22 protein-coding genes, 1 tRNA gene and 1 pseudogene are annotated in these 26,234 nt (G+C 71.8%); 13 read left to right on the forward strand and 11 right to left on the reverse strand.

The window, feature by feature from the left end; all coding sequences use genetic code 11:
* Positions 1 to 178, reverse strand: a pseudogene (locus BKI49_RS18385) (bifunctional DNA primase/polymerase); the annotation flags it as partial.
* A gap of 483 nt (positions 179 to 661) precedes the next feature.
* Between BKI49_RS18385 and BKI49_RS18390 the strand changes: the two are divergent.
* From BKI49_RS18390 to BKI49_RS18405, 4 genes are all read left to right on the forward strand, one after another.
* Positions 662 to 2,173, forward strand: a complete 1,512-nt coding sequence (locus BKI49_RS18390; protein ID WP_095935371.1) for a PP2C family protein-serine/threonine phosphatase — start codon at positions 662 to 664, stop codon at positions 2,171 to 2,173.
* Positions 2,174 to 2,339: 166 nt separating this feature from the next.
* On the forward strand, positions 2,340 to 3,827 hold the full coding sequence (locus tag BKI49_RS18395; RefSeq protein WP_028804025.1) for an aminopeptidase P family protein: 1,488 nt from the start codon (positions 2,340 to 2,342) through the stop codon (positions 3,825 to 3,827).
* A 125-nt stretch (positions 3,828 to 3,952) separates the two neighbouring features.
* On the forward strand, positions 3,953 to 5,332 hold the full coding sequence (gene pdxR, locus BKI49_RS18400; RefSeq protein ID WP_095935372.1) for a MocR-like pyridoxine biosynthesis transcription factor PdxR: 1,380 nt from the start codon (positions 3,953 to 3,955) through the stop codon (positions 5,330 to 5,332).
* Between the two features lie 144 nt (positions 5,333 to 5,476).
* Positions 5,477 to 6,760, forward strand: coding sequence for an MFS transporter (locus tag BKI49_RS18405; protein WP_095935373.1), 1,284 nt, complete (start codon positions 5,477 to 5,479; stop codon positions 6,758 to 6,760).
* On the opposite strand, the gene BKI49_RS18410 is transcribed toward BKI49_RS18405, so the two are convergent.
* The 4 genes from BKI49_RS18410 to BKI49_RS18425 all read right to left on the reverse strand — a co-directional run bounded on the left by BKI49_RS18410 (position 6,750) and on the right by BKI49_RS18425 (position 11,023).
* Complete coding sequence (locus tag BKI49_RS18410; protein WP_095935374.1) at positions 6,750 to 7,577, reverse strand: triphosphoribosyl-dephospho-CoA synthase; 828 nt, start codon at positions 7,575 to 7,577, stop codon at positions 6,750 to 6,752. The genes BKI49_RS18405 and BKI49_RS18410 overlap by 11 nt on opposite strands.
* A 479-nt stretch (positions 7,578 to 8,056) precedes the next feature.
* Positions 8,057 to 8,665 (reverse strand): acyl-CoA-like ligand-binding transcription factor, encoded by a 609-nt coding sequence (locus BKI49_RS18415; protein WP_095935375.1) that lies wholly within the window; start codon positions 8,663 to 8,665, stop codon positions 8,057 to 8,059.
* A gap of 114 nt (positions 8,666 to 8,779) precedes the next feature.
* Positions 8,780 to 10,444 carry an MFS transporter gene (locus BKI49_RS18420; RefSeq protein ID WP_095935376.1) on the reverse strand — a complete coding sequence of 555 codons (1,665 nt, stop codon included), beginning with the start codon at positions 10,442 to 10,444 and terminating at the stop codon, positions 8,780 to 8,782.
* 123 nt (positions 10,445 to 10,567) lie between these two features.
* A complete protein-coding gene (locus BKI49_RS18425) occupies positions 10,568 to 11,023 on the reverse strand; it encodes an ATP-binding protein (RefSeq protein ID WP_095935377.1) in 456 nt (151 codons plus the stop codon).
* 223 nt (positions 11,024 to 11,246) lie between these two features.
* Between BKI49_RS18425 and BKI49_RS18430 the strand changes: the two genes are divergently transcribed.
* The 9 genes from BKI49_RS18430 (at position 11,247) to BKI49_RS18470 (ending at position 21,528) form a co-directional block, all read left to right on the forward strand.
* Positions 11,247 to 12,077, forward strand: a complete 831-nt coding sequence (locus BKI49_RS18430) for a hypothetical protein (RefSeq protein WP_095935378.1) — start codon at positions 11,247 to 11,249, stop codon at positions 12,075 to 12,077.
* 109 nt (positions 12,078 to 12,186) lie between these two features.
* A complete protein-coding gene (locus BKI49_RS18435) occupies positions 12,187 to 12,933 on the forward strand; it encodes a YcnI family copper-binding membrane protein (RefSeq protein WP_095935379.1) in 747 nt (248 codons plus the stop codon).
* 121 nt (positions 12,934 to 13,054) lie between these two features.
* Positions 13,055 to 13,708 (forward strand): SCO family protein, encoded by a 654-nt coding sequence (locus BKI49_RS18440; protein WP_095935380.1) that lies wholly within the window; start codon positions 13,055 to 13,057, stop codon positions 13,706 to 13,708.
* On the forward strand, positions 13,705 to 14,187 hold the full coding sequence (locus BKI49_RS18445; protein ID WP_095935381.1) for a copper chaperone PCu(A)C: 483 nt from the start codon (positions 13,705 to 13,707) through the stop codon (positions 14,185 to 14,187). Before BKI49_RS18440 ends, BKI49_RS18445 begins: the two co-directional genes overlap by 4 nt.
* 13 nt (positions 14,188 to 14,200) lie before the next feature.
* Entirely contained in the window at positions 14,201 to 16,207 is a 2,007-nt protein-coding gene (locus BKI49_RS18450; RefSeq protein ID WP_095935382.1) for a copper resistance CopC/CopD family protein, read from the forward strand.
* A gap of 8 nt (positions 16,208 to 16,215) precedes the next feature.
* Positions 16,216 to 17,496: an iron uptake transporter deferrochelatase/peroxidase subunit gene (gene efeB / locus BKI49_RS18455; RefSeq protein WP_095935383.1), complete on the forward strand. Its 1,281-nt coding sequence runs from the start codon at positions 16,216 to 16,218 to the stop codon at positions 17,494 to 17,496.
* A 152-nt stretch (positions 17,497 to 17,648) separates the two neighbouring features.
* Positions 17,649 to 18,581 (forward strand): prephenate dehydratase, encoded by a 933-nt coding sequence (gene pheA, locus BKI49_RS18460; RefSeq protein ID WP_095935384.1) that lies wholly within the window; start codon positions 17,649 to 17,651, stop codon positions 18,579 to 18,581.
* 785 nt (positions 18,582 to 19,366) lie between these two features.
* Positions 19,367 to 20,644 (forward strand): serine--tRNA ligase, encoded by a 1,278-nt coding sequence (serS, locus tag BKI49_RS18465; protein WP_095935385.1) that lies wholly within the window; start codon positions 19,367 to 19,369, stop codon positions 20,642 to 20,644.
* A 104-nt stretch (positions 20,645 to 20,748) separates the two neighbouring features.
* Positions 20,749 to 21,528 (forward strand): HAD family hydrolase, encoded by a 780-nt coding sequence (locus BKI49_RS18470; protein WP_095935778.1) that lies wholly within the window; start codon positions 20,749 to 20,751, stop codon positions 21,526 to 21,528.
* A 226-nt stretch (positions 21,529 to 21,754) separates the two neighbouring features.
* Here the strand turns inward: BKI49_RS18470 and BKI49_RS18475 are convergent.
* The 6 genes from BKI49_RS18475 to BKI49_RS18500 all read right to left on the reverse strand — a co-directional run bounded on the left by BKI49_RS18475 (position 21,755) and on the right by BKI49_RS18500 (position 26,045).
* A tRNA-Ser gene (locus BKI49_RS18475) sits at positions 21,755 to 21,839 on the reverse strand.
* Between the two features lie 323 nt (positions 21,840 to 22,162).
* Complete coding sequence (locus BKI49_RS18480) at positions 22,163 to 22,396, reverse strand: SGM_3592 family protein (protein WP_028804039.1); 234 nt, start codon at positions 22,394 to 22,396, stop codon at positions 22,163 to 22,165.
* Positions 22,397 to 22,549: 153 nt separating this feature from the next.
* Positions 22,550 to 23,269: an ABC transporter permease gene (locus tag BKI49_RS18485; protein WP_095935386.1), complete on the reverse strand. Its 720-nt coding sequence runs from the start codon at positions 23,267 to 23,269 to the stop codon at positions 22,550 to 22,552.
* A 10-nt stretch (positions 23,270 to 23,279) separates the two neighbouring features.
* Complete coding sequence (locus tag BKI49_RS18490) at positions 23,280 to 24,191, reverse strand: ABC transporter ATP-binding protein (protein ID WP_095935387.1); 912 nt, start codon at positions 24,189 to 24,191, stop codon at positions 23,280 to 23,282.
* Positions 24,188 to 25,093, reverse strand: coding sequence for an ABC transporter permease subunit (locus BKI49_RS18495; RefSeq protein WP_095935388.1), 906 nt, complete (start codon positions 25,091 to 25,093; stop codon positions 24,188 to 24,190). The genes BKI49_RS18490 and BKI49_RS18495 overlap by 4 nt, the downstream gene beginning before the upstream one ends.
* Positions 25,083 to 26,045, reverse strand: a complete 963-nt coding sequence (locus tag BKI49_RS18500; protein WP_095935389.1) for an ABC transporter ATP-binding protein — start codon at positions 26,043 to 26,045, stop codon at positions 25,083 to 25,085. Before BKI49_RS18500 ends, BKI49_RS18495 begins: the two co-directional genes overlap by 11 nt.
* Positions 26,046 to 26,234 lie beyond the last annotated feature (189 nt).

Raw genomic sequence — 26,234 nt, forward strand, 5'->3', positions numbered from 1 at the left:
CCGTGCACTCCGGGTCAGGGCACGCGCAGCGGGCGCGCCCCTGCGGGTCCGCCGCCACTCCCGGGAGTACGGGCCACTGCCATTCGGTCGCGAAGGTCAGGGCCGCGCTGAGCATCTCAGGCCTCCCGTTGTTCCGCCTGGACAGGAGCCTGCGTCGCCTTCCGAGGATCTCGCGCATGAGCGCTCGTTCCTTTCCGTTGCACGCCTGGCAACACCGTGGACCACATCACACCATGTGTCGATCACTTCACTGTGCGTACCTACTGGCGCATCACACCCCTGCTGGAGACAAGGGGAACCCCTATGGGCCGAGCGTTTGGCTGCGTCCGCGTCCATACTGCGTCTATCAAAAGCATGGGCATGGCGTGGGGTGGCGGCGCCTGGCGATTTGCCGTCCCGTGTATTTCTTGCCGCCTCCGCCACGGGAGGATGGGGCACGGTCGTCGGTGGTTAAGACGCCCGGGTCCGTCGCCAGGTTCCGGGCGGATCTCAACCACCCCTGGCCTTCACCGAGTACGTACCCATCACGACCGCTGTGACGCTCCGTCGAACGAGGCCAGTCGACCTCAATAAGCCGTTGCCCGAGTCAGTTTTAAGCCAACTTTGCTTTCCCGCAAGGGTTACCGACAGTCTCACGGACACCAGGAATCCCAGCAGGACAATGCTGGACATCCCCTCACGAGTGCGTGTACATGTGGAGACACCGCTAGCGGCGCAGAACGACATGGGGGTTTGCGATGCTATTGAGCAATACGCACCGGTCGGAAAGCCGGACGCCATGAACGCCCCTCACATTCCGAAAGTGGCCGGAATCGATTCAACGGTTCCTTCGCCCGCACACACTGTCGCGCCGACGCCTGCCCCCACGGGTGCCCCTTCGGCCACTTCCCCCATCGGTCCCGGCGCCGTTCTCCAAGATCGTCTGGCGGGCTGGGTCTCGGATCTCACCACGCTCCACGAGCTCACCGAGCGCCTGGCACGCACCTCGGCACTCGACGACGCCCTGCAGGAGACGCTGCGCGCCGGAGCCGCCCTCGTGGGCGCACGACGCGGTCTCCTCGTCCTGGAGCCGGGCGACGGACTCGGGCCCGACACGACGATCGGCCTGGGGCTGGCCCGAGCGGATCTCGGCCATATCGAGACCGTCCCGCGCAGCGCCATGTCGTACGGGAAGATCCTGGACGGGCTTCCGGGCGGTGAGAGCGAGATCGCCCAGCCGGACCTCTTCTCCGAGGACGGGCTCGACCCCCGCCACCGCGAGGTGGCCGCCCGGCTCGGCTACGCCGCGAGCTACGCACTCCCCCTGTCCACCGGCGCGGCGGGCCGGCTGGGCGCCGCCGTCTGGCTCTACGACGAACCCGCCGAGCCGGTCGAGCGCCAGCGCCACCTCGTCGGCCTCTACGCCCGCTACGCCACCGAGCACCTGGCCCGCCTCGTGGAACTGGAGCGCACGCGCGCGTGCATGACGACGATCTCCGAGGAGCTGCTGCCCCCGCGGCTCCCCCGGGTCTCCGGCGTCCAGCTCGCCGCCCGGCACCGCACGAGTGCGCGCGGCGGCGGCGACTGGTACGACGCGCTGCCGCTGCCCGACGCCGCGCTCGGCCTCGCGGTCGGCTCCGTCACCGGGTGCGGGCCCAGCGCGGTCGCCGCGATGGGCCGTCTGAGGGCGTCCCTGAGGGCGTACGCCGTCATGGAGGGCGAGGACCCCGTCGCGGTCCTGTCCGACCTCGAACTGCTGCTGCGGCTGACCGAGCCCGCCCGCTCCGCGACCGCGCTGTTCGCCTACTGCGAGCCCGCGCTGCGCAAGCTCACGCTGGCGGGAGCCGGACACAGCCCGCCCCTGGTGATCGGGCCACGGCGCACGGAGTTCGTGGAGACCTCCCTGTCGGCCCCCCTCGGCATGCTCGCGTGCTGGGAGGCGCCGAGCGTCGAGCTGACCACGGAGCCGGGCGAGACCGTGCTGCTGTACACCGACGGTCTGCTGCACCGCACCGGCGATCCCATGGACCGGGCCTTCACCCGGCTGCACGCGGCGGCGGCGAGCGTGCCGCGGGCGGTGCGCGACAACCCCGACGCGGTCGCCGACCACGTCCTGCGCACGGTGCTGCCGGACGGGCTCGACGAGGCCGACAGCAAGGAGGACGTCGTCCTTCTCGCGGCACGCTTCGAGTGAGCGCCCCGAGCGCCGCCGTCCCGGGCAGCCGTCCCGGGCGGCCGATCCGCGGTGGCCGCGGTCGCCGATCACGGTGAGCCGTACGTAACAGGTCTTCCGGCCCTGGGCCCCCTTCAGTACGACCGTACGATGGGGGAGGTCCAATGTCGTATCTAGGAGGCAGACCGTGTCGGAGGCGCTCACCCCGGAGACCCCGGAAGCCGTGCTTGACGATGCCGCTGACGAAGCGGGCGAAGAGGAGCCGATCAAGCAGCGCAAGAACGGCCTGTACCCGGGCGTGTCCGACGAGCTGGCCGAGAGCATGAAGTCGGGATGGGCCGACACCGAGCTGCGCGGCCTGAAGCCCATCGCCCAGGCCGAGCACACGGCCGCCCGCCGCGCCGCGCTCTCCGCGCGCTTCCCGGGCGAGCGCCTGGTGATCCCCGCGGGCAACCTGAAGACCCGCTCGAACGACACCGAGTACCCCTTCCGCGCCTCGGTCGAGTACGCGTACCTGACCGGCAACCTGACCGAGGACGGCGTCCTCGTCCTGGAGCCGGTGTCCGGCGGCCACAAGGCGACGATCTACCTGCTGCCGCGCTCCGACCGCGAGAACGGCGAGTTCTGGCTGTCCGGCCAGGGCGAGCTGTGGGTGGGCCGCCGCCACTCCCTCACCGAGTCCGAGGCGCTGTACGGCATCCCGGCCTCGGACGTGCGCGAGCTGACCGCCGCGCTGCGTGAAGCCACCGGCCCGGTCCGTGTCGTGCGCGGCTACGACGCCGGCATCGAGTCCGCCCTGACCGACAAGGTCACCGCCGAGCGCGACGAGGAGCTGCGGGTCTTCCTCTCCGAGGCGCGGCTCCTCAAGGACGACTTCGAGGTCGGCGAGCTGCAGAAGGCCGTCGACTCGACCGCGCGCGGCTTCGAGGACGTCGTCCGGGTCCTGGACAAGGCCGAGGCGACCAGCGAGCGCTACATCGAGGGCACGTTCTTCCTGCGCGCACGCGTCGAGGGCAACGACATCGGCTACGGCTCGATCTGCGCCGCGGGCCCGCACGCCTGCACGCTGCACTGGGTGCGCAACGACGGCCCGGTCCGCTCCGGCGACCTGCTCCTGCTGGACGCGGGTGTCGAGACCCACACGCTCTACACCGCCGACGTGACGCGCACGCTGCCGATCAACGGCACGTACACGGAGCTCCAGAAGAAGATCTACGACGCCGTGTACGAGGCCCAGGAGGCCGGTATCGCGGCCGTGAAGCCGGGCGCCAAGTACCGCGACTTCCACGACGCCGCGCAGCGCGTGCTCGCCGAGAAGCTCGTCGAGTGGGGCCTGGTCGAGGGCCCCGTGGAGCGCGTCCTGGAGCTGGGCCTGCAGCGCCGCTGGACCCTGCACGGCACCGGCCACATGCTCGGCATGGACGTGCACGACTGCGCGGCCGCGCGGACCGAGACGTACGTCGAGGGCACGCTGGAGCCGGGCATGTGCCTGACCGTCGAGCCCGGTCTGTACTTCCAGGCGGACGACCTGACCGTCCCGGAGGAGTACCGCGGCATCGGCGTCCGCATCGAGGACGACATCCTCGTCACCGAGGACGGCAACCGGAACCTGTCCGCGGGCCTGCCGCGCCGCTCGGACGAGGTCGAGGCCTGGATGGCGTCCCTGAAGGGCTGACATAGTGCCCCGCGAGGGCTGATGACGAGACTGATGGCCGGGTGCCCTCCTGGGTGCCCGGCCATCGGCATGCCCGGGGGACTTCGGCGCTCCCGGGTTTTCCGGTGTGCCTAGGGGGGCTTTTCGTGGACGACTTCTGGTCCGGTGTCGGGGTGGACCTGCATCTGGAGCCGGACGCCGGGGCGGGGCGCAGGGCGGGGCTCGAACGGGCCCTGCGGGACGCCGTGCGCGAGGGACGGCTCTCACCCGGCACACGGCTGCCGGCGACCCGCCGGCTCGCGGCCGAACTGGGCATCTCCCGCGGCACGGCGAAAGCGGCGTACGACCAGTTGGTCGCGGAGGGCTATCTGACGGCCCGGCAGGGTTCCGGCACCGAGGTGGCACCGCTGCCCACGGACGGCGCGACGGCGGCCGTACGCGCGCCACACGCGCGTGCGCCACGTTTCGACCTGCGTCCGGGCAGCCCGGACGTCGGCACCTTCCCGGCGGCGGCATGGCTGCGGGCGCTGCGCCGCGCCATCGCGACGGCACCGTCCCTGGCGTACGACTACGGGGACCCGCGCGGCCGTATCGAGCTGCGGACCGCGCTGTCGGGTTACCTGGGGCGGGCGCGGGGAGTGATCGCGCCGCCCGAACGGATCGTCATCACTTCGGGGTACGTGCAGGGTCTCGCGCTCCTCACCCGTGTGCTGGACGGCGGCACGGTGGCCATGGAGGACCCCGGCCTGGCGTTCCACCGCGAGGTGGTGCGCAAGAGCGGCGGAACCGTCGTGCCGCTGCCCGTCGACGAACGCGGCGCCCGCGCGGACGCCGCGGCGAAGGCGGACGCGGTCGTCGTCACGCCCGCCCACCAGTTCCCGACCGGCGTCACCCTGCACCCGGAACGGCGGCGCGCCCTCACCGACTGGGCACGCGCGCGTGACGGGCTGATCGTCGAGGACGACTACGACGGGGAGTTCCGTTACGACCGGCAGCCGGTCGGCGCGCTCCAGGGGATGGCACCCGGCCAGGTCGTCTACCTGGGCACGGCCTCCAAGACGCTCGGGCCCGCCCTGCGGCTCGGCTGGATGGTGCTGCCGCCGCACCTCGTCGACGCGGTCGCCGACATCAAGCTGCACAGCGACCACCACACCGAGTCCATCGGCCAGTTGGCGCTCGCCGAGATGATCGGCAGCCACGCGTACGACCGTCATGTGCGGGCGTGCCGGCTGCGCTACCGGCGCCGCAGGGACCAGCTGCTCGACCGGCTGGGGACGCGCAGGAGCGTCCGGGGGATCGCCGCGGGGCTGCATGCCCTGGTGGAGGTGGACGACGAGGCGGAGGTGCTGGCGCGCGCCGCGCAGGAGGGGCTCGCGATCGGCCACCTGGGAGATCACTGGCACACACCGGCCGCGGACCGTCCGCAGGGACTCGTCGTCGGGTACGGGACACCCCGCGAACGCGCGTATCCGGAGGCCCTGGAGGCGCTGGGGCGGGTGCTGGACGCGGCGCGGAGGGCGGGCTGAGCGCCCACCGGTGCTGATCGGTCCGCCCCGGCGGCTGAGACCTCCGGCGTGGGCCTTGCCGGTGGCGGGCCGTCGAATTGGGCCAACAAGAGGCGTACTCATTGGAGCTGCCCGGGGAGCCAATACATCCGTAGCGTCAGTGGCATGACGAACCAGGCAGCCGCGGCGCACGCGACGTCACACCGTCTCCTCCCGCCCGTGGGCCCGCAGCGCGTGCTCGCCCTCGCCCAGCTGGCCAACTCCGTGGGCGACGGCGCCTATTACGTGACCTCCGCCCTCTACTTCACGCACGTCGTCGGTCTCGCGCCCGAGCACGTGGGACTGGGGCTGACCGTCGCCTGGGCCGTCGGTTCACTGGTGGGCGTGCCGCTCGGCCGGCTCGCCGACCGGCGCGGGCCGCGCGGCACGGCGGCGCTGCTGGCCCTGGCGACGGCGACGGCGGTGGCGTCCTTCCTGGTGGTCCGCGGCTTCGTCCCCTTCGTGCTCGCGGCGTGCGCGTACGCGTCCGCGCAGTCGGGGCTCGCGGCGGCCCGACAGGCGCTGCTCGCGGGGCTGGTGCCGGCCGGGCGGCGCACCGGACTGCTCGCGCACCTCCAGTCGACGCTGAACGCCGGTCTGGCGGTGGGCGCCGGCCTCGGCGGGCTCGCGCTGCACGCCGGAACGCGGGCCGCCTACTCCGGGGTGTTCGCGCTGGACGCGACGAGCTTCCTGCTGTGCGCCGGGCTGCTGCTGCGCCTGCCACCGGTGCAGCCGGTGACCGTGCGGCGCGGTCACGGGCTCGGTGTCCTGCGCGACCGCCCCTACGTGCTGGTGACGTTCCTCAACACCGTGCTGCTGCTGCGGATGCCGCTGCTCAGCCTCGGCGTCCCCCTGTGGATCACCGAGCGCACCGAGGCGCCTGCCTGGCTGGTCTCCGCGCTGTTCGTGCTCAACACGGGCGCGGTGATGGCCTTCCAGGTGCGGATGGCGCGGGGCGTGTCGGGCCTCACGGCCGCCACGCGCGCGATCCGCCGGTCCGGACTCGTGATGCTGGCGTCCTGCGCGGTGTTCGCCCTGTCGTCCGGGGCCTCTCCGTGGGTCGCGGCCGGGATCCTCGTGGCGGGCGCGCTCCTTCAGGTCGTCGCCGAGATGCAGCAGTCGGCGGGCTCCTGGCAACTGGCCTTCGACCTCGCCCCGGCCGACCGCATGGGCGAGTACCAGGGCTTCTTCGGCACCGGTGTCACGGTGGCCCGCACGATGGGTCCGCTCGTCCTGACGGCCCTGCTGGTGGGCTGGGGAACCCCGGGATGGCTGCTGCTCGGCGGACTGATCGCCGGGGCGTCGTACGCGATGGGGCCCGCGGCGCGCTCCCGCCTCGCGCAGGACCCGGCGTCGGACCCACACTCCGAGCCGGCCGCGGGCCGACGCGGCGTCCCGGTCACGACCTGACGGTCACGGGCAGCGAGTCCACGAACAGGGCACCCGCGAGGAGCGCTCCACTGCCTCGCGGGCTCCACGCGCGCGCGTGCAGGTCGCCGTCGAACGCGGTCAGGGCCGCACGGCCCGCCTCCGTGGACGGACCGCCCGCGTCCAGCACCGCGCGGGCCCCCGCCTGGACGTGCCGCAGGCCGTGGGGTCCGGCGGTGTGCAGCAGCTCCGTGTCCTGGAGCGTGCACATGACGGTGAGGAGGGCGTCGAGCCGGGCGCAGGGTTCCGGCGCACCGGCCGAGCGGCTGGCGGCGAGCGCGTCCAACGCCCGGCGGACGTGCGGGAATCCGGCGCGTGCCTCGCCCCGTGCGCCGGCCGCCCCGTAGGTCGCGGAGACGGTCGATCCCCGGGAGGGCCGCCGCGGTGCCCGCCGGTCGGGGTGCGCCGCGATCCGCTTGGCCACCGCCGTGACCTCCGTCCCGGTGGCGCCGGGTTCCAGGGCGGCTGCCGCGACGAGCAGCCCGAGCGCCCACAGGGCGCCCCGGTGTCCGCCGCCGGCCAGGGCCACCGAGTGCTCCGTGGACCGGCCGATCGCGCCCAGTTCCGCGCGGAGTCCGGGGGTGGCGCGGCCCGTACGGCGTGCGGCGGCCGCCATGGCCGCGAGGCCGGGCGCCAGCGCCTTGGCCGACCAGCGCAGGGACCGGTGGTCCTGCCGGGTGGCTCGGGCACGTAGATCGCGCGGGTCGGGCAGTCCGGGCTTGGGTGCCAGCTCCAACTGCCGTGTCAGCGCCGTCACCGCGGCCTCGGCGAGCGTCTCGTCCTGGCGGCTTCCCCTCATGCCGGGAATCTAGGAACGCCGGCCGTCAGGGACCTGGGGGAGAGCTGTGACCGCGCTGTGGACTCCGGAATTTCCCGGGCCGGACGTGACCGCGAGAAGCCCGGGCCGGGGGGACGCGTCACGAGTCCGGGGCGGGGGCACGCGTCGCGCCCGGCGGGTCGGTCGGCAGGCCGGGTCCAGCGGGTCGTTCGGCACGTCGGCCCCCGCGGGTCGCTCGGCACGTCAGCCCCTGCCGGTCGCTCGGCACGCCGGCCCCTTCCGGTCGCTCGGCACGTCCCCGCGGGTCGTTCGGCACGTCGGCCCCCGCGGGTCGCTCGGCACGTCAGCCCCCGCGGGTCGCTCGGCACGTCAGCCCCTGCCGGTCGCTCGGCACGCCGGCCCCGCGGGCCGACCAGGCACGGTCGGCGTCTACGGGCGAGCCGTTCACGGCCGGGCGTCTGCGCGCGAGCCGGGCGCGACCAGGCGTCTGCGGGCGGGGCCTAGAACTCCAGACCGCGTGACAGCAGGGGCAGATGACGGGCGTACAGCTCCGCCAGGTCCTCCGTGCCGCCGCCCTCCACCCAGTGCCGTACGAGGGTCGTGAACACGGCGATGATGGCCGCCGCCGCGCACCGCACGTCGAGGTCCGAGGCGTCCCGGCCGCTGCGCTCCGCGATGATCGCGGCGATCTCCCGCTCGCTGCGCTCCTGTTCACCGACGGAGCGGGCGCGGATCGCCGGATCGGTGAAGGTGATCCGGCTGCGCAGCAGCAGCGCCTCGCGGTCCTGCTCGAGCATCCGGCCCATGGGGCCATTCAGCGCCTGGAGGATCGCGTCGACGATGGGCTCGTCGGCGGGGCGGGCGCGCAGCGCCTCGGCGAGCGCGGGGTCGTACTCGTCCTGGATGACCACGTCCTCCTTGGTGGGGAAGTACCGGAAGAACGTGCTCGGGGAGACCTCGGCGGCCTCCGCGATGTGGTCGACCGTCGTCGCCTCGTACCCGTGCTCGGCGAACAGGCGGTAGGCCTCACGGCGGATCCGGTCGCGGGTCTGGCGCTTCTTGCGCTCCCGCAGGCCGAGCGGCGCTGCCGAGGTCTCCTGTGTCGTCATTCCGCGGTCTCCTGCTCCGTCACGCGATCGTCTCCCACGTCGCCGTGCGCACCGTGCACGCCATGCATTTCATGCATCTCACGCACCTCATGCACGCCATGCATCTCACGCACGTCACGCGGCGTCCTGCGCCTTCATGCCCTGTGCCGTCGATTCTGCGTCCTGGGGCCCGCCCCGGGCCACCTTCCGGGACGCCGCCGGGCGGCCGGGCAGGTAGACCGCGGCGAGGACGGCAGCCAGCAGGGAGATGATCCCGCAAGCCGTCAGGACCAGGTTCATGCCGTGCACGAAGGCGTCGTGGGCACTGGCCGCGAGACCGGTGTCGTGCAGCCGGCGGGCCACCTCGTCCGCGCCGGACACCGAGTCGCGGGCCGTGTCGGCGGCCTGCCCGGGCAGTCCGCCGGTGCGCAGCCGGGCGAGGTAGCCGTAGCCGAGGAGGCTGCCGAGGCCGGCCACGCCGAGGACTCCGCCCAGCTGCTGGACGGTCTCCAGCAGGCTCGTGCCGCGGCCGGTGCTGCCGCCGGCCAGCGACCCCATCACCAGGCTGGTCGCCGGCACGACGGCGAGGCCGAAACCGAGACCTGTCAGGGAGAGCCACAACGCGGTGAAGGCGTAGCCGTCGGCGCCGTCCGTGGTCGCCCCGAGCAGGGCGCCTCCCGCGAGGACGGCCATGCCGAGGGTGACGGCGGCGCGGGCACCGATCCGGGGCACGAGCGACTCGCTCGCCGTGGCGGCGGCCATCAGCCCGCCGATCAGGGGCAGTACGCGGATTCCGGTGGCGAAGGAGTCGTGGCCGAGAACGGCCTGGAGGTACTGGGGGACGACGAACAGGATCCCCATCACCGCGAAGTTGACGAAGACCGCGATCAGCGTGCCCCACAGGAAGCGGCGGTCGGCGAACAGCCCGAGGTCGACGATCGGGTGCGGGTGACGGCGCTCGTGCAGGACGAACCCGGTCAGCAGGACCGCCGCGGAGCCGAGGGCGGCGAGGACGGCCGGGCCGGTCCAGCCGTCGCGCGGGATCAGGATGGTGCCGTAGACGAGTGCGGTGATGCCGAGGGCGCTCAGCACGGCGCCGACCCCGTCGAACGGGACGGCGCCGGCGCGCTCGGTGCGCCGTGCGTCGCTCGGCAGCAGCCACAGCCCGGCGGCCAGGGCGAGAACGGTGACGGGCACGTTGAACAGGAAGACGGAGCCCCACCGGAAGTGGTCGAGGAGCCAGCCGCCGACGAGAGGGCCGACGGGCATGCCCAGGGCGGTGGCGGCGGTCCAGACGGCGATGGCCTTGGGCAGTTCCTCCTTGGCGAAGACGCGCGGAAGGATCGCCATCGACAGCGGCATGATCGTGGCGGCGCCGAGGCCGAGGACGGCGCGGGCCACGATGACCGTGCCGGGCGAGGCGGCGAACGCGCCGCCCAGCGAGGCGAGGCCGAACAGGGCCATGCCGCAGAGCAGCAGCCGTTTGTGCCCGTAGCGGTCGCCCAGCAGGCCGACGGGCAGCATGGCCACCGACAGGGCCAGCAGGTAGCCGCCGCCGATCCACTGCAACTGGGCGCTGTCGGCGTGCAGATCGCCGGCGAGGGTGGGCAGGGCGACGTTGATGATCGTGCCGTCGAGGCCGACGATCAGCACGCTCAGCGTGAGGGCGGCCAGGGACAGCCAGCGGCGGGGGGAGGCGGACAGGGCCGCGGTCGTCGTGGCCCTGGAAGGCGGAGGAGCCGGGGAAGCCGAAGAAGGGGCAGCGGAAGCGGGCTGGGCAGGCGGGCGCGACGCGGACATGCGGACCTCCAGAAGGGAGCAACCTGATGAGAGGTTACTTCCAAATGAGAGTCCACTGTCAATATGCAGTTGGCTTTCACATTGGGGCGGCCGCTCGGATGCCCCGCTCCGCCGCGCGCAGCGCTACGCCGTCAGCAATGACGGGTCCTTCTTCCACTTGAGGATCTTGTCGAAGCTGACGACTGCGCCGCCCCTGCCGGGGCTGCTGTCGATCTCGACGTGGTCCGCGAGTTCATGGATCAGGCACAGCCCCCGTCCGTGCTCGCTGTCGCCGCGCGCCGGACGGATCGGAGGTCGGGCACGGCCGCCGGGGAAACCCGGGCCCGAGTCGGCGACTTCGATGCGGCACCTCTCCCCGTCGAGGTAGGCGGTCACCCGATAGGCCTCGGAATAGGGGCCGTTCGCGGTGCCGCCACCGTGCTCGACGGCATTGGCACAGGCCTCGGTGAGGGCGACGGAGAGGTCGTACGAGATGTCCGGGTCGACTCCCGCGCTCTCCATCGTGCCGAGCAGCAGGCGTCTCGCGAGCGGAACGCTCGCAGCTTCGCGCCGCAGATGGAGTGACCACCAGATGCTCATGCTCCAGCCTCCCGGCCGCGGCTCGACATACCGTTACGTATTGCCGCAAGCACGCGCACGCAATCGCCTGCCCGAGGTGATGCCGCCCATACGGCGGATGCGCGGGTGCCGAGGATCGGTGTATGTGCACCCAAGACCCCGCACAGGGTGACCTATCGGTCGAACACCACCTAGCGGACCTGCCGTACGGGACGAGCCGGGCCAGTGGGATGATGAGCCCGCCATGACTGCCCCCCACAAGCGCTCGGCACGCTCCGGACTCGACCTCCGGACGCTCAGGGCCGCGGTGTTCGCCGCGGTCTGCGTCGCGCTGGCCGCGGCCGGTCATGGTCTCGCCTCCTGTGCCTCGGTCCCCCTGTGGACACTCGGGGCCGGCTTCCTCGCGGTCTTCGCGGTCGCCGCCGCACTGGCGGGACGCGAGCGGTCGCTCCCGGGCATCGCCGCGGTCCTCGCGGCCGGACAGACCGCGCTGCACACGCTGTTCGGGCTCGGCCAGCACACCGGCGCGACGTCCACGGACGCCATGTCGGGCATGCCGATGTCCGACGCCTCGCTCGTCGAGCGGGCCGCGCGCCTCGTGTGCGGCACCGCCGCGGCGGCGATCAGTCCGGCACAGGCCCAGCGGATCCTCGCCGAGGCGCGGATCGACACGGGCACGACGGCCGGCATGAGCCCGTCCATGCACCACCCGGCGGACGCCATGGCGGCCACGGCCGGCTCATCGATGTCGGTCCTGCCGTCCCTGCCGATGCTGCTCGGCCACGTCCTCGCGGCCGTCGCCGCGGGATGGGTGCTGCGCCGCGGGGACTTGGCGCTGCTGCGTCTCATGCGGCTGTCCGCCCACGGGGTCGCGGAGACGGCACTCGTACGGTCCCTGCGCTCCGCGTTCGCGCTCGTACGCGCCCTGCGCTCGGGTCTTCTGGGAGCGCCCGACGCGGTCCGCGCACCACGCACCGCGCTGCTCGCGCCCCTGAAGCCGCAGGCGAGCACACTTCAGCACACCGTCGTCCGGCGCGGGCCGCCGTCCTCCACCGCACTCGTCCTCGCCGCCTGACACGACACGTCACTCCGCCAAGGGGCCACGCCGTCGTGCGGCACGCGCGCGTGCCCGTCGCGCACGCGCACCCCCTTGCCAACGGACTGAAAGTGGAGTGTCCCCTGCTATGAAGCCTTCCCGTATCGCCGCCGCCGCTGCCGTCGCCGCCTCGGCCGTCCTCACCCTGTCGGTCCCCGCCTTCGCGCACGTCAGCGTTCAGCCCGAGGGCGCGGCCGCCAAGGGCGGCTACGCGGTCGTGAACTTCAAGGTCCCCAACGAGCGCGACGACGCCTCGACCACCAAGCTCGAGGTCAGCTTCCCGACCGACCACCCGCTCGCCTCGGTCATGCCGCAGAAGCTGGACGGCTGGGACGTGAAGGTCACCAAGTCCAAGCTGGACAAGCCGCTGACCGTGCACGGCCAGAAGATCGACGAGGCCGTCACCAAGGTCACCTGGACCGCCAACGGCAAGGGCGTCGAGCCGGGCTTCTTCCAGAAGTTCCCGCTCTCCATCGGCGCGCTGCCCGAGGACACCGACGAACTGGTCTTCAAGGCCGTCCAGACGTACTCCGACAAGGAGGTCGTGCGCTGGATCGAGCCGCAGCAGGAAGGCCAGGAGGAGCCCGAGAACCCGGCCCCGGTGCTCGCGCTCTCCGCCGCCTCCGAGGACGGCCACCACGGCTCCGCCGACGCCGAGGACGCCTCCGACGCGTCGCACTCGTCCGACGCGAAGGCGGAGTCCGAGAAGACCACCGAGGCGTCGTCCGACAGCAGCGACACCACCGCGCGCGTGCTCGGCATCATCGGCATCGTCGTCGGCGTGGCGGGCGTGGCGTACGGCGTGGTGGCCAGCCGCCGCCGCACCGCCGCCTGAGACAGCGCGCGGTACCGAGGCTCATCCCTTCGGTGCGCACCGGGACGTCGTACGACCTGGGCTTCGGGCCCGGTACGACCCCCGGTGCGCGCCGGAGCGCACACATCTGGGACATTTTTCTATGCGCAAGAAGACGTATGCCGTGGCCGCCCTGTTCGCCGCCGCCACCCTGACCCTCTCCGCCTGCGGCAGCGGCGACGACGGCAACAAGCCCGTCGCCGACGTGTCCGCCGAGACCGGCTCCGCCAAGACGGCGACGATCCTCGACAAGCCGTTCGAGAAGCCGGACCTCGTGCTCACCGACACGCACGGCAAGAAGTACGACCTGCGCGCGCAGACCAAGGGCCGGCCGACGCTCGTGTACTTCGGCTACACGCACTGCCCCGACGTCTGCCCGCTGACGATGAACAACCTGGCCGTCGCCAAGAAGCAGCTGCCCAAGGCCGAACAGGACAAGCTCCGCGTCGTGTTCGTCACCACCGACCCGGACCGCGACACCCCCGCCGCCCTCGGTACGTGGCTCAAGGGCATCGACTCCGACTTCGTCGGCCTCACCGGCGACTTCGCCACGATCCAGGCCGGCGCGCGCACCCTGGGCATCTCCATCGAGCCGACGTCGAAGGACAAGAACGGCAAGCTCGTCTCCGTTCACGGCACCCAGGTCGTCGCGTTCTCGCCGAAGACCGACGGCGGCTACGTGCTGTACGGCGAGGACGCCACCGTCGACGACTACACCAAGGACCTGCCCAAGCTCATCAAGGGGGAGAACCCGTGAGCCGTACCGGCCGGGCCCCGCGTCCGCTCGCCGCGTGCGCGGTCCTCGTGGCCACCGCGACCGCACTCGCGGGCTGCGGCTCGGACGACGGCGGTTCCTCGGCGGGCAGGCCCGCACTGAAGGTCACCGGCGCCTACATGCCCGCCCCGAGCATGGCCACCATGGCGGCCGGCTTCTTCAACGTCAGCAACACCGGCGGCGCCGACACCCTGACCTCGGTCACCAGCAGCCTCTCGGACGACGTCACACTGCACTCCACCCAGGGCGGGGCGATGGAGGAGGAGACGTCGTTCGCCGTGCCCGCGAAGGGCACGCTGAACTTCGCGAGCGGCGGCAACCACCTCATGTTCGAGAAGCTCACCCGCAAGCCGGAGCAGGGCGAGAAGGTGGCCGTGGAACTCCACTTCGCCAAATCCGGCACAGTGAAGATATCCATGCCGGTGAAGTCCGCGACGTACACACCGAAGACCGGGCACTGAGGGAGCGACCACCTTGACGCAGACCATCGCCCCCCGTTTCCGGACCCTCCTGCTGCTGTTCCTCGCCGTCACCGGCGCGCTCCTGGCCGGGGCGGCGCCCGCCTCCGCGCACGCAGCGCTGACCGGGAGCGACCCGAAGCAGGGGTCGGTGGTCGACCAGGCGCCCACCCAGGTGTCGCTCACCTTCTCCGAGAAGGTCGCGCTGTCCGACGGTTCGCTCCGCGTGCTCGACCCCAAGGGCAAGCGGGTCGACACCGGCCGGGCCGCCAACCTGAGCGGCACCACGTACGGCGTGAAGCTGCACTCGGGACTGCCCGACGGCACCTTCACCGTCACCTACCAGGTGGTCTCCGAGGACAGCCACCCCGTCTCCGGTGCCTTCACCTTCTCCGTCGGCGCGCCCTCGCAGACCTCCGTCGCCCTGTCCGACCAGGGCGCGGGCGGCGGAACCGTCGGCGTGCTCTACGGCATCGCACGCTACGTCTCCTACGCGGGCTTCGTCCTCCTGGTCGGCGGAGCCGCCTTCGTGCTGACCTGCTGGCAGCGCGGTGCCGGCGTCCGGCCGGTCCAGCGGCTCGTCGTCACCGGCTGGCTCGCCCTCACCGGCGCCACGCTCGCGCTGCTGCTCCTGCGCGGTTCGTACGTCGGCTCCGGCAAGATCGGCGACATCTTCGACCTGAGCCTGCTGGGTCAGGTGCTCCAGACCAAGTCGGGCGCGGCCCTGGTGTCCCGGCTGCTGCTGCTCGCCGCCGCGGCGCTGTTCATCGCGGTGCTCTTCGGGGCGTACGTCAAGCGGGACGAACCCGAGGCCCAGGCGTCCGACACGTCCGCCACGGACGATGCGACCGACGGGACCGACGGATCCAGCGGGGGCGAGGACGAGGCCACCGTGGCGGCCGCCCGGGCCGCCGAGGCCGCGGACAGAGCCGCCGAGAAGAAGGACCTCACCTTCGGCCTCGCGATCGGCGGCACCGTCGTCGCGGCGGGCCTGGCCGCGACCTGGGCGATGGCCGAGCACGCCTCGACCGGCCTCCAGCCCGGTATCGCGATGCCCGTCGACGTACTGCACCTGCTGGCCGTCGCCGCATGGCTCGGCGGGCTGTCGGCCCTGCTGACGGCACTGTTCAGGGCTCCGGCCGAGGACGCGATCGAGACGGCGGCCGTGCGCCGCTTCTCCCGCCTCGCGTTCGGCGCCGTGGTCACGCTGGTCGCCACCGGGATCTACCAGTCGTGGCGCCAGCTCGGTTCCTGGTCCGCGTTCACCGGCACGAGGTACGGACAGCTGCTGCTCGCCAAGATCGCTCTGGTGGCGGTCCTCGTCGGCATCGCATGGATCTCACGCCGCTGGACCGGCCGGCTGTCCGAGGCGCCGGCTTCGGAGGAACGAGGCTCCGCGGCCGAGGACGTGGCCGAACAGCGCGAGGAGACCCGGGAGACGGTCCCGGCGGACTCCCGGCGTGCCGCGCAGCTCGCCCGGCAGCGGGCGGCCGTCGCCACCGCGCGCGACAAGCGCCTGCGTGACGCCGATCCGCACCGCTCGGGTCTGCGTCGCTCGGTGCTCGCGGAGGCGGGTGTCGCCGTCGTCCTGCTCGCGGTCACGACCGTGCTGACCTCCACCGAGCCCGGGCGTACGGAGGAGGCGGCCCAGCAGGCCACCGCTTCCGCGTCCCAGCGCTCGGGCCCGCTGTCCCTGAAGATCCCGTTCGACACCGGCGGCGAGGACGGCAAGGGCACCGTGGAGCTCACCCTCGACCCGGCCCGCGTCGGCGGCAACGAGATGCATGTCTTCGTGGAGCGGCCCAACGGCAAGGCCTTCGACGTCCCCGAGGTGAAGGTCGCCTTCACCCTCGCCGCGAAGGACATCGGCCCGCTGCCCGTGACCCCCGACCGCATCGCCACCGGACACTGGTCGGCGAGCGGAGTGCAGATCCCCATGGCGGGCGACTGGAAGATCGCGGTGACCGTGCGCACCTCCGACATCGACCAGGCGACCGTGAACAAGAACGCGCAGATCGGCTGAACCCCACCATGTCCGACCAGTCCACTCCCGACGCCGTCTCCTCCCCCGAGGCCGCCGCCAAGGGCGGCTTCTCGCGGCGCCGGCTGCTCGGCACCGCCGGCGCCACCGGTCTCGCCCTGGGCGCGGCCGGGGGCGCCGCCGGATACGCGGCCGCTCCGAACGACGAGAGCGGCGCGCCGGCCGCGCCGCTGAGCTCGGTCGGCTCGGACGCGGTGATGTTTCACGGGAAACATCAGCCGGGCATCACGACCGCCCTCCAGGCACGCGGCCACCTCGTCGCCTTCGACCTGGCGGCGGGCGCGGGCCGCAAGGAGGCCGCCGCGCTGCTCCGCCGCTGGTCGGCGACCGCCCAGCGGCTGATGGCGGGCGAGCCTGCCGCCCAGGACGACACGGATGTCGCACGCGACGCCGGCCCTTCCTCCCTGACGGTCACCTTCGGATTCGGCCACAGCTTCTTCGCGCGTACGGGCCTGGAGAAGCAGCGCCCGGTGGCGCTCGACCCGCTGCCCGACTTCTCCTCCGACCACCTCGACAAGGCGCGCAGCAACGGCGACCTGTGGGTGCAGATCGGAGCGAACGACGCCCTGGTCGCCTTTCACGCCCTGCGCGCCGTCCAGAAGGACGCGGGCAGCGCGGCCCGGGTGCGCTGGCAGATGAACGGCTTCAACCGCTCGCCCGGCGCGACCGGGCGGCCCATGACGGCTCGCAACCTGATGGGGCAGATCGACGGCACCCGCAACCCGAAGCCGTCCGAGTCCGACTTCGACCGGCGCGTCTTCGTGCCCGCCGCGGGCGAGCCGGCCTGGATGGCGAACGGCTCCTATGCCGTCGTCCGCCGTATCCGCATGCTCCTCGACGGCTGGGAGAAGCTCTCTCCCACGGCCCAGGAGGATGTCATCGGGCGGAAGAAGGCCACCGGCGCCCCGCTCAGCGGCGGCACCGAGACCACGCCGATGGACCTGGACAAGACCGACGCCGACGGCAATCTCGTCGTCCCGATCAACGCGCATGCCAGGATCACCCGGCCCGACCAGAACGGCGGTGCCGCGATGCTGCGCCGCCCGTTCTCCTTCCACGACGGCATCGACACGGACGGGGTGCCCGACGCGGGGCTGCTCTTCGTCTGCTGGCAGGCCGATCCGGTGCGCGGATTCGTGCCCGTCCAGCGCAAGCTCGACCGCGGTGACGCGCTCTCCACCTTCGTCCGCCACGAGTCGAGCGGCCTGTTCGCGGTGCCTGGCGGGGCGGCGACGGGCGAGTACGTGGGGCAGCGCCTGCTGGAGGGCTGACCGCCCCGCATCGCCTCTGGGGGCCTGGATCACTTCTGGGGGGTGGCTGGTCACCCCTGGGGGTGGCTGATCACCTCGTAGCCGATCACCCCTGGGGGGTCCCGTTCCCACACGCGTCGTCCTGGTTGTTCGAGGCCCATTAGGGTGAGGTCATGCCAGCCAGCTACGCGTATCTCGGTCCCGAAGGCACCTTCACCGAAGTCGCCCTGCGCACGCTCCCGGAGGCTGCCACCCGGGAACTGGTCCCGGTGGTGTCGGTTCCCGCCGCGCTGGACGCCGTCCGCAACGGCGAGGCCGAGGCCGCCTTCGTCCCCATCGAGAACTCGGTGGAGGGCGGCATCACCACGACCCTCGACGAGTTGGTCGCGGGCGCCCCGCTGATGATCTACCGCGAGGTGCTGCTGTCGATCACCTTCGCGCTGCTGGTCAGGCCCGGCACGAAACTGTCGGAGATCAAGACGGTCACCGCGCACCCCGCCGCACAGCCACAGGTGCGCAACTGGCTCGGGACGCACCTGCCCGACGCCCTGTGGGAGTCCGCCGCGTCGAACGCCGACGGCGCGCGCCTGGTCCAGGAGGGCAGGTACGACGCGGCCTTCGCGGGCGAGTTCGCGGCGGCCAGGTACGGCCTGGAGCCGCTGGAGACCGGCATCCACGACGCGGAGAACGCGCAGACACGCTTCGTGCTGGTGGGCAGGCCCGCCCGGCCCGCGGCACCGACCGGCGCGGACAAGACGTCCGTGGTCATCTGGCAGCGCGACGACCACCCCGGCGCCCTGCTGGAGCTCCTCCAGGAGTTCGCGGTGCGCGGCGTCAACCTGATGCTGCTGCAGTCGCGGCCGACCGGTGAGGGCATCGGCAACTACTGCTTCGCCATCGACGCCGAAGGCCACATCTCCGACCGGCGGGTGGGCGAGGCGCTGATGGGGCTCAAGCGGGTCTGCCCGCAGGTGCGCTTCCTCGGCTCGTACCCCCGGGCGGAAGTCGATCCCAAGGACGTACGCGCACCCCGGGCCGGGACCTCGGACAGCGAATTCTCCGCCGCTTCCGACTGGCTGGCGCGCTGCCAGGACGGCCGCTTCTGAAAGGGGCCGTTCCGCGGGCGGCCGGGAAGGAGCGCGCGGGTTCGGGCCAGGGCGGTCAAAGGCAGTGGGCCGACGCCGGGAATCGAATGGACGAACTGTTCCCGAACACGCCGTAAACAGTCCGTGCGGCTCATTTCCACCGGTTCGGTGCACGGGAGCCGATCGCCCCTGGTCGGCGGCTCGTCCCCGGCGGCCTGTCCGCTCCCGGACGTCCTCCCTGTCCACCGGCCCGCGCACCCTTGATCACTGGTCCTACCTGCAGATTTTCGTCATCCACAGGCGTTATCCACAGGCACGCTTCTCGACCTGGGGACAAGTCGACAACGAAATACTGCATCGTCGACAAATCGGCCTACAGACCCCAACTTCTTCCACAGCCCCGCACGTCACCCTTCGTCCACCCTTTTCCATTGATCAACTCTATGGGGCGAATCATTTACACCCGAAAGTGCGTGTACGCAGGGTTTGAACCGGGAATTCCTCAACCCGTGTCCACCCCTTGGAATGATCATTTCCGAAGTCCACAGATCTTCCGCACAGCCTGTGGATAACTCTGGAGGGCTGTGGATTCCTGTGGACAACCGGGCACCAAGTCCCTGTCGCCGCAAGGAAATCCGGTCAACCGACGAGCCGCCACCTGCCCCCTTTCAGGGAGTACGACCCTTTTCCTTGACGCCGACTCATGATCAAAAGATTCAGTCCGGCATTCTCCCCATAACGTGACAGAACCGGCGGACCGGAATATCGAGTCGTTGGCCGGAACCGCGCACCGGTAGCCTTGAGGGGTGATTGACCTTCGCCTGCTCCGTGAGGACCCCGACCGTGTTCGCGCCTCCCAGCGCGCCCGTGGAGAGGACGTCGCCCTCGTCGACTCCCTCCTCTCCGCCGACGAGCGGCGCAGGTCGTCCGGCGTCCGCTTCGACGAGCTGCGTTCCGAGCAGAAGGCGCTCGGCAAGCTGATCCCGAAGGCCTCCCCCGACGAGCGCGCCGAGCTGCTGAAGAAGGCCGAGCAGCTCAAGGCCGACGTCAAGGCGGCCGACGTCGAGCAGCACGAGGCCGACGAGGAGGCCAAGCGGCTCCTCCTCCAGCTGGGCAACCTGGTGCACCCCGACGTCCCGGTCGGCGGCGAGGAGGACTTCGTCGTCCTGGAGACGCACGGCACCATCCGCGACTTCGGCGCCGAGGGCTTCGAGCCCAAGGACCACCTGGAGCTCGGCGAGGCGCTGGGCGCCATCGACGTCGAGCGCGGCGCCAAGGTGTCCGGCTCGCGCTTCTACTACCTGACCGGCGTCGGCGCCCTCCTGGAGCTCGCCCTCGTCAACGCGGCGATCGCGCAGGCCACCGAGGCCGGCTTCACCCCGATGCTGACGCCCGCGCTGGTCCGCCCGCGCGCCATGGAGGGCACCGGCTTCCTCGGCCAGGCCGCGGAGAACGTGTACCACCTGGAGAAGGACGACTACTACCTGGTCGGCACCTCCGAGGTCCCGCTCGCGGCGTACCACATGGACGAGATCCTCGACGCCGACAAGCTGCCGCTGCGCTACGCCGGCTTCTCGCCGTGCTTCCGCCGCGAGGCCGGCACCTACGGCAAGGACACCCGCGGCATCTTCCGCGTGCACCAGTTCGACAAGGTCGAGATGTTCTCGTACGTCGACCCGGAGGACGCGGAGAACGAGCACAAGCGCCTCCTGGACTGGGAGAAGCAGTGGCTGACCGGTCTTGAGCTGCCGTTCCAGGTCATCGACGTGGCGTCGGGCGACCTGGGCTCGTCCGCGTCCCGCAAGTACGACTGCGAGGCGTGGATCCCGACGCAGGGCAAGTACCGCGAGCTGACCTCGGCGTCGAACTGCGACGGCTTCCAGGCCCGCCGCCTGTCCGTGCGCATGCGCGACGGCAAGAAGGTCCAGCCGCTCGCCACGCTCAACGGCACGCTGTGCGCCGTCCCCCGCACGATCGTCGCGATCCTGGAGAACCACCAGCTCGCCGACGGCTCCGTCCGGGTGCCGGAGGTGCTGCGCCCGTACCTGGGCGGCCGTGAGGTCCTGGAGCCGATCTCCAAGTGACCGGCACATCTGGAGCGACCGGTTCGACCGCGCCGCACGGCTCGACCGCGCCGCGGGCGTCGCACGAGCCGGACGGACCGAGCGGGTCGTTCCCGTACAAGCTCGTGGCGACCGACCTCGACGGCACGCTGCTGCGTGCCGACGAGACGGTCTCCCCGCGCACGCGTGAGGCGCTCGCCGCGGTGACCGCGGCGGGCGCGGCCCACATCGTCGTCACCGGACGCGCGGTGCCCTGGACCCGGCACATCCTCGACGACCTCGGCTACGAGGGCCTCGCGGTGTGCGGCCAGGGAGCGCAGGTGTACGACGCGGGGGAGCACCGGCTGCTCACGTCGGTGACGCTGGACCGGCAGCTGGCCGGGCTGGCGCTCGCCAAGATCGAGGCAGAGGTCGGGCCGCTCCTGCTGGCCGCGAGCCGCGACGGGCTCGACGGCCAGGTCGTCGTGGGCCCCGGCTACCGGGTGCAGGACGGCCCGCTGACGACCGTGCCGATCAGGGACGCGGCGGACCTCTGGTCGGCTCCCCTGAACAAGGTGTACATCCAGCATCCGACGCTCTCCGACGACGAGCTCGCCGCCGTCGGCACGGAGGTCGCGGGCGGTCTGGTGGGCGTCACGATGGCGGGTGCGGGGATAGTGGAGCTGCTGCCCCTCGGCCTCTCCAAGGCGACCGGGCTGTCCCTGGCGGCCCGCCGGCTCGGCATGAAGGCGGCCGACACGATCGCCTTCGGCGACATGCCCAACGACATTCCGATGTTCGCCTGGGCGGCGCACGGGGTGGCCATGTCCAACGCCCACGACGATCTCAAGGCCGTCGCGGACGAGGTGACGTCCTCGAACGAGGAGGACGGCATCGCGGTGGTCCTCGAACGCCTGCTGGGCTAGTCCCGACCTCGGTCCGGTCCCAGCGCCTGCCGCGCGCGGCGGGAGGCTGCGCCCCGGATCCTGGAGCTGCGCGACGGGGGCGGGGTCTGCGCCGCGGAGCCATGAGCTGCGCGGCAGGGCGGGCGCTCACGGACGTCGGCCGGTCGGCCGGGGACGACGGCATCGGCCGTCCGCTGTCGTGCCGGCCGTGACTCGACGACATCAGCCGTCGACTGGTGCGTTCTTGCGGAGGATGCGCGGATCGAACGCGCGCGGGGACGACCCCGACCACGGCTTAGCAAGCCGGTGCCTTACCTCTCGGCCAATCCTCCGGGTGGGCGGCCCGCGCGTGACGCGCGCTCGAAGCGGCCGCCCCGGGCAGCCCCCCGTGCGGGGTGGGTTCGACGGAGGGGTAACTACTCCGGAACCCGCCGCGGGCTGCCCTGTCGGGAGCTCGACGAACTGCTCCTGATGAACATCGTCGCGCTCCTCTCCCAGAACATGGCGCCGGCTCGATGCGGCGGCGTGGACACAACTACTGTGCCCCGGAGCCGATTTGGATGCCACCGAATAAATGCCGGGCTCGCACGCAGTGCCGGGTCAGGGTCACCCGCCCCGGCGGCGCCCCGTACGCGGTGGCCCTCGGAAGCCGCGGTCAGCGGCGGCGCCACCTGCGCCGTCGCGCCTTGCTGAAGAACCATCCCGCGGGCGGCTCGTCGGACCGCCAGGGCTGCGGGTCGGGCCCTCCCTGGCGCCAGCGGGCGGCCAGCATACGGGCGCGGGCCGAGGGCTCGGCCGTATCCGCGGACCGTATGAAGTCCTCGTCCAGGACGAGGTCGTCCCAGACGTCCCCGGGTTCCCCGTCGCCTTTCAGTTCCTCAGCGGACATCCCCGTCCTCCTAGCAACGCATCCCCTTGGCCCAGTGTGCCCGGGCACAGGTGAAGCCGATGTCAAGAAAAGGCCGCCCGGTGGACGGGCGGCCTCGGCGGGGTTCCACGCGCGCGTGCACCGTGACGGCCGCCGCGCGCGCGTGGAACCCGCTCACTCCTCGCCGGCCAGCGTCAGCGACCGCAGCCGCTGCCCCGCGTACCAGGTGGCCAGCACGGTGACCCCGATCAGCAGCACCGTCGCGGTCGGCAGGCCCACGTCGGAGGTGACGAGGTCGCCGCCGGTGACCTTGTGGCCCACGGCGAGTGCCCACTGCTGGACGCTCAGCGTGCGCGCGCCGGACACCAGCGACCCGAAGAGGGCCTCCCAGACGAGGGCGTAGACGAGTCCGAAGACCACCGCGTGCCGGGTCACGGTCCCCAGGAGCAGGAACAGGGCGGCGTACGCGATCGAGGCGACCAGCGCGGCGACGGTGTAGGCGACGGCGATCTGCTGGCCGTTGCCGTTCAGGATCAGGCCCGCGATGAACGTCGGCACCGCCGAGAACGCCATGGTGACGGCGATCGCGACGATCAGCTTGGTGAAGATGATCGTGGGCCGCTTGAGGGGCTTGGCCAGCAGATACACCACCGAGCCGTCGTCGATCTCGGGGCCGATCGCGCCGGTGCCCGCGATGACGCCGATGATCGGCACCATCGTCGCGAGCGCGAAACCGCCGAGCACGTCCGAGGCCACCTGGTCGTCGGCGCCGGTGAAGCCGCGTACGGCGGCGGAGATCACGATGAGCAGGACGGGCAGGGCGCACAGGATCAAGGCCCTGCGCCGGCCGAGCAGGCCACGGTAGGTGAGCCGGGCGACTGTGGGGTCGTACATCTTCGGCCTCCTATGCCGCGACGAGATACGAGAAGACGGACTCGAGGGACTCGTCGGACGGCGAGACCGTGAGCAGCCGGATGCCGTGCTCGCGCGCGACGCGCGGGAGCACGGCGGTGAACCGGCCGAAGTCGACCGCCTGGATGCGCAACGCACCCTCGGCCAGGTCGACTTCGATGCCCGACGTCGACGGGTCGGCGATCAGCGCCGCGGCGAGCGCCCGGTCGTCGCTGGACCGGATCAGATAGCGGTGCGGGCGGTCGGTCATCAGGCGGCGGATGCGCCGGAAGTCGCCGCTCGCCGCGTGCCGTCCGGCGACGATCACCTCGATGTGCGCGGCGAGTTGCTCGACCTCTTCGAGGATGTGGGACGAGAACAGCACCGTGCGGCCCTCGTCGCCCATGCGCCGCAGCAGGTCCATGAGCTGCATGCGCTGACGCGGGTCCATACCGTTGAACGGCTCGTCGAGCAGCAGCAGCGACGGGTCGTGGACGAGCGCGGACGCCATCTTCACGCGCTGTCGCATGCCCTTGGAGTACGTCGAGATCTTGCGGTCCTGCGCGTACTCCATCTCGACCGTGGCGAGCGCACGTTGGGCGGCCTTGTCGCCGAGGCCGTGCAACTCGGCGTTGGCGACGACGAATTCGCGGCCGGTGAGGAAGTCGTACATCGCCTCGCGCTCGGGGACGATGCCGATGTGCCGGTAGATCCGTTCGTTGCGCCAGACCTGCTCGCCGTCGAGGGTGACGGTGCCCGTGGAGGGGGCGAGGAAGCCGCCCATCATGTTGATGAGGGTGGACTTCCCGGCGCCGTTCGGGCCGAGCAGGCCGGTGACTCCGGGGCCGATCGTCATCGTGATGTCGTTGACCGCCACCACGTTGCCGAACCAGCGTGAGACGTGGTCGATGTTGAGCGTGGTCACAGCCCGACCTTTCGGTAGCGGCGCATCAGGAGGCCGTAGCAGCCGGCGATGAGCCCCAGGACGACGATGAGGTAGACGAGGCCCTGCCCGGACGAGGGTCCTTCCCCTCCGGGGAACGCGGAGGTGGCGCCCAGGAAAGCGGTCTGCACCCCGTCGATCAGCGTGATCGGCGAGAAGAGGCCGAGCCACGGGACGGCTCCGGTGCTGGACTGCTCGAAGGCGATGGCCTGGACGGTGGACACCGCCCCGTAGGAGATGGTCAGGGCGGCGATGACGGCCGCGATGCCGAAGCCGCGGCGCGGCGTGAGCGCGGAGATCACCAGGCCGATCCCGGCGAAGAGCAGCGACAGCAGTGTCACGGAGACCAGCCCCTGTGCGAACCCCTTGGTCTGGTCGGCGAAGTCCAGCTTCGCCAGCAGCGCTCCCGCGTAGAGCACGATCAGCGGCGCGGCGGTGAGGACGAACAGCGCCGAGGCCAGCGCCGCGTACTTGGCCCGCACGTAGTCCGCGGTCTCGATGGGGCGCGAGAAGTACAGCGGGACGGTCTTGAAACGCAGGTCGCGGGAGACGGCCTGCGGTCCCTGCGAGGCCACGTACAGGCCGATCACGGCCTGCATGATGATCGCGTAGCGCGTGTAGTCGACGGGCAGGTCCTTCGCCTTGGTGGCGACCGCGACCGCCACCATGATCAGGGCGGGGACGCACATCACGACGAACAGCAGCATCGGCAGCACCTTGGACTTGACCGAGCGGCCGAGTCCGTAGGCACCGCGCAGGGACTGCGAGTACAGGGAGCGACGGGCGTACGCGCGGCCCAGGCGCGGTCCGTCGTAGTTGCGGTAGCCGATGTTGTGGATCCGGGTCTGCTCGGCCTCCCGGGCCGTGGGCTGCTCAACCGCCATGGCCGACCGCCTCCTTCCGCTGCTCGTCGCTGTCCTTGAAGACCTCCGCGATGTGGTGCCGGCGCTGCTCCATGCGGACCAGGCCGAGGCCGAGGTCGGCGACGACATCGCGGACGAGGTCGTACGTCTCCTCGCCCTCGGCGGTCAGCAGCAGGATGTGCCCGGCGCCCGGCAGGCCGCTGCCGTCGTGCGTCTCGATCCCGCGCCCGTGCAGCGCGTCGCGCACCGCGAGGGTGCCGTCCGGGTGCTCGTCGGTGTCGGTGACCTCGATGGCGAGGGTCGTGGTGGTCTGGGTGAAGTCCGTGGTGGAGCTGGACCGCAGCAGCTTGCCGCCGTCGATGACGACGACGTGGTCGCAGGTGCGCTCCAGCTCGCCCAGGAGGTGCGAGGTGACCAGGACCGAGATGCCGAAGTCGGTGTGGATCCGGCGGATCAGCCCGAGCATGTCGTCGCGGCCGACCGGGTCGAGGCCGTTGGTCGGCTCGTCGAGGAAGACCAGCTGGGGGTCGTGGACGAGGGCCTGCGCGAGCTTGACGCGCTGCTTCATGCCCGTCGAGTAGCCGCCGATGGGGCGGTACCGCTCCTCGTACAGGCCGACGTGGCGCAGGGTGTCCGCGGTGCGCTCGCGGGCCGCGGCCGGCGGGAGGCCGGACATGCGCGCCATGTGGACGACGAACTCGGTGGCCGAGACGTCGGGCGGCAGGCAGTCGTGTTCGGGCATGTACCCGACCCGCTCGCGGATGGCGGCGCCCTTGGTCGCGACGTCGAGTCCGAGCACTTCGGCGCGGCCCTCGGTGGCGGGGGACAGACCCAGCAGGATCTTGATCAGTGTGGACTTGCCGGCTCCATTGGCTCCGACGAGTCCGGTCACACCGGGCCCGACGTCCACGGAGAGCCGGTCAAGCGCGGTCACCCGGGGGAACCGCTTGCTCAGGCTTTCGGTCGCGATCACAGTCACGTTTCGAAGGTAGTGGCGCACGCCACAGCGGTCGTCAGACCACGGAGCTGGATCCGCGTCAGACTCCAGTCGTACGGGCCCGTAGGGGTCCCCCTGAGGTCGAATGCCGTCCGTCGCAGCGCCCCCGGCCGGGCCGCCCGTCCGGGGGTGCCGGCCGTCCACGACGGGCCGGTTGTCCACAGG

The organism is Streptomyces sp. Tue6028, from assembly GCF_002300165.1.
GTDB classification, from domain to species: domain Bacteria; phylum Actinomycetota; class Actinomycetes; order Streptomycetales; family Streptomycetaceae; genus Streptomyces; species Streptomyces siamensis.

Excerpts from the sequence above, each read along its gene's own strand:
- BKI49_RS18415 (WP_095935375.1), bottom strand. The coding sequence starts at position 8,665 with ATGACGACACAGGAGACCTCGGCAGCGCCGCTCGGCCTGCGGGAGCGC.
- BKI49_RS18480 (WP_028804039.1), bottom strand. The coding sequence starts at position 22,396 with ATGTCCGCTGAGGAACTGAAAGGCGACGGGGAACCCGGGGACGTCTGG.
- efeB (WP_095935383.1), top strand. The coding sequence starts at position 16,216 with ATGTCCGACCAGTCCACTCCCGACGCCGTCTCCTCCCCCGAGGCCGCC.
- BKI49_RS18405 (WP_095935373.1), top strand. The coding sequence starts at position 5,477 with ATGACGAACCAGGCAGCCGCGGCGCACGCGACGTCACACCGTCTCCTC.
- BKI49_RS18435 (WP_095935379.1), top strand. The coding sequence starts at position 12,187 with ATGAAGCCTTCCCGTATCGCCGCCGCCGCTGCCGTCGCCGCCTCGGCC.
- BKI49_RS18410 (WP_095935374.1), bottom strand. The coding sequence starts at position 7,577 with ATGAGGGGAAGCCGCCAGGACGAGACGCTCGCCGAGGCCGCGGTGACG.
- BKI49_RS18485 (WP_095935386.1), bottom strand. The coding sequence starts at position 23,269 with ATGTACGACCCCACAGTCGCCCGGCTCACCTACCGTGGCCTGCTCGGC.
- BKI49_RS18495 (WP_095935388.1), bottom strand. The coding sequence starts at position 25,093 with ATGGCGGTTGAGCAGCCCACGGCCCGGGAGGCCGAGCAGACCCGGATC.
- pheA (WP_095935384.1), top strand. The coding sequence starts at position 17,649 with ATGCCAGCCAGCTACGCGTATCTCGGTCCCGAAGGCACCTTCACCGAA.
- BKI49_RS18430 (WP_095935378.1), top strand. The coding sequence starts at position 11,247 with ATGACTGCCCCCCACAAGCGCTCGGCACGCTCCGGACTCGACCTCCGG.
- BKI49_RS18440 (WP_095935380.1), top strand. The coding sequence starts at position 13,055 with ATGCGCAAGAAGACGTATGCCGTGGCCGCCCTGTTCGCCGCCGCCACC.
- BKI49_RS18420 (WP_095935376.1), bottom strand. The coding sequence starts at position 10,444 with ATGTCCGCGTCGCGCCCGCCTGCCCAGCCCGCTTCCGCTGCCCCTTCT.
- BKI49_RS18425 (WP_095935377.1), bottom strand. The coding sequence starts at position 11,023 with ATGAGCATCTGGTGGTCACTCCATCTGCGGCGCGAAGCTGCGAGCGTT.
- BKI49_RS18390 (WP_095935371.1), top strand. The coding sequence starts at position 662 with ATGCTGGACATCCCCTCACGAGTGCGTGTACATGTGGAGACACCGCTA.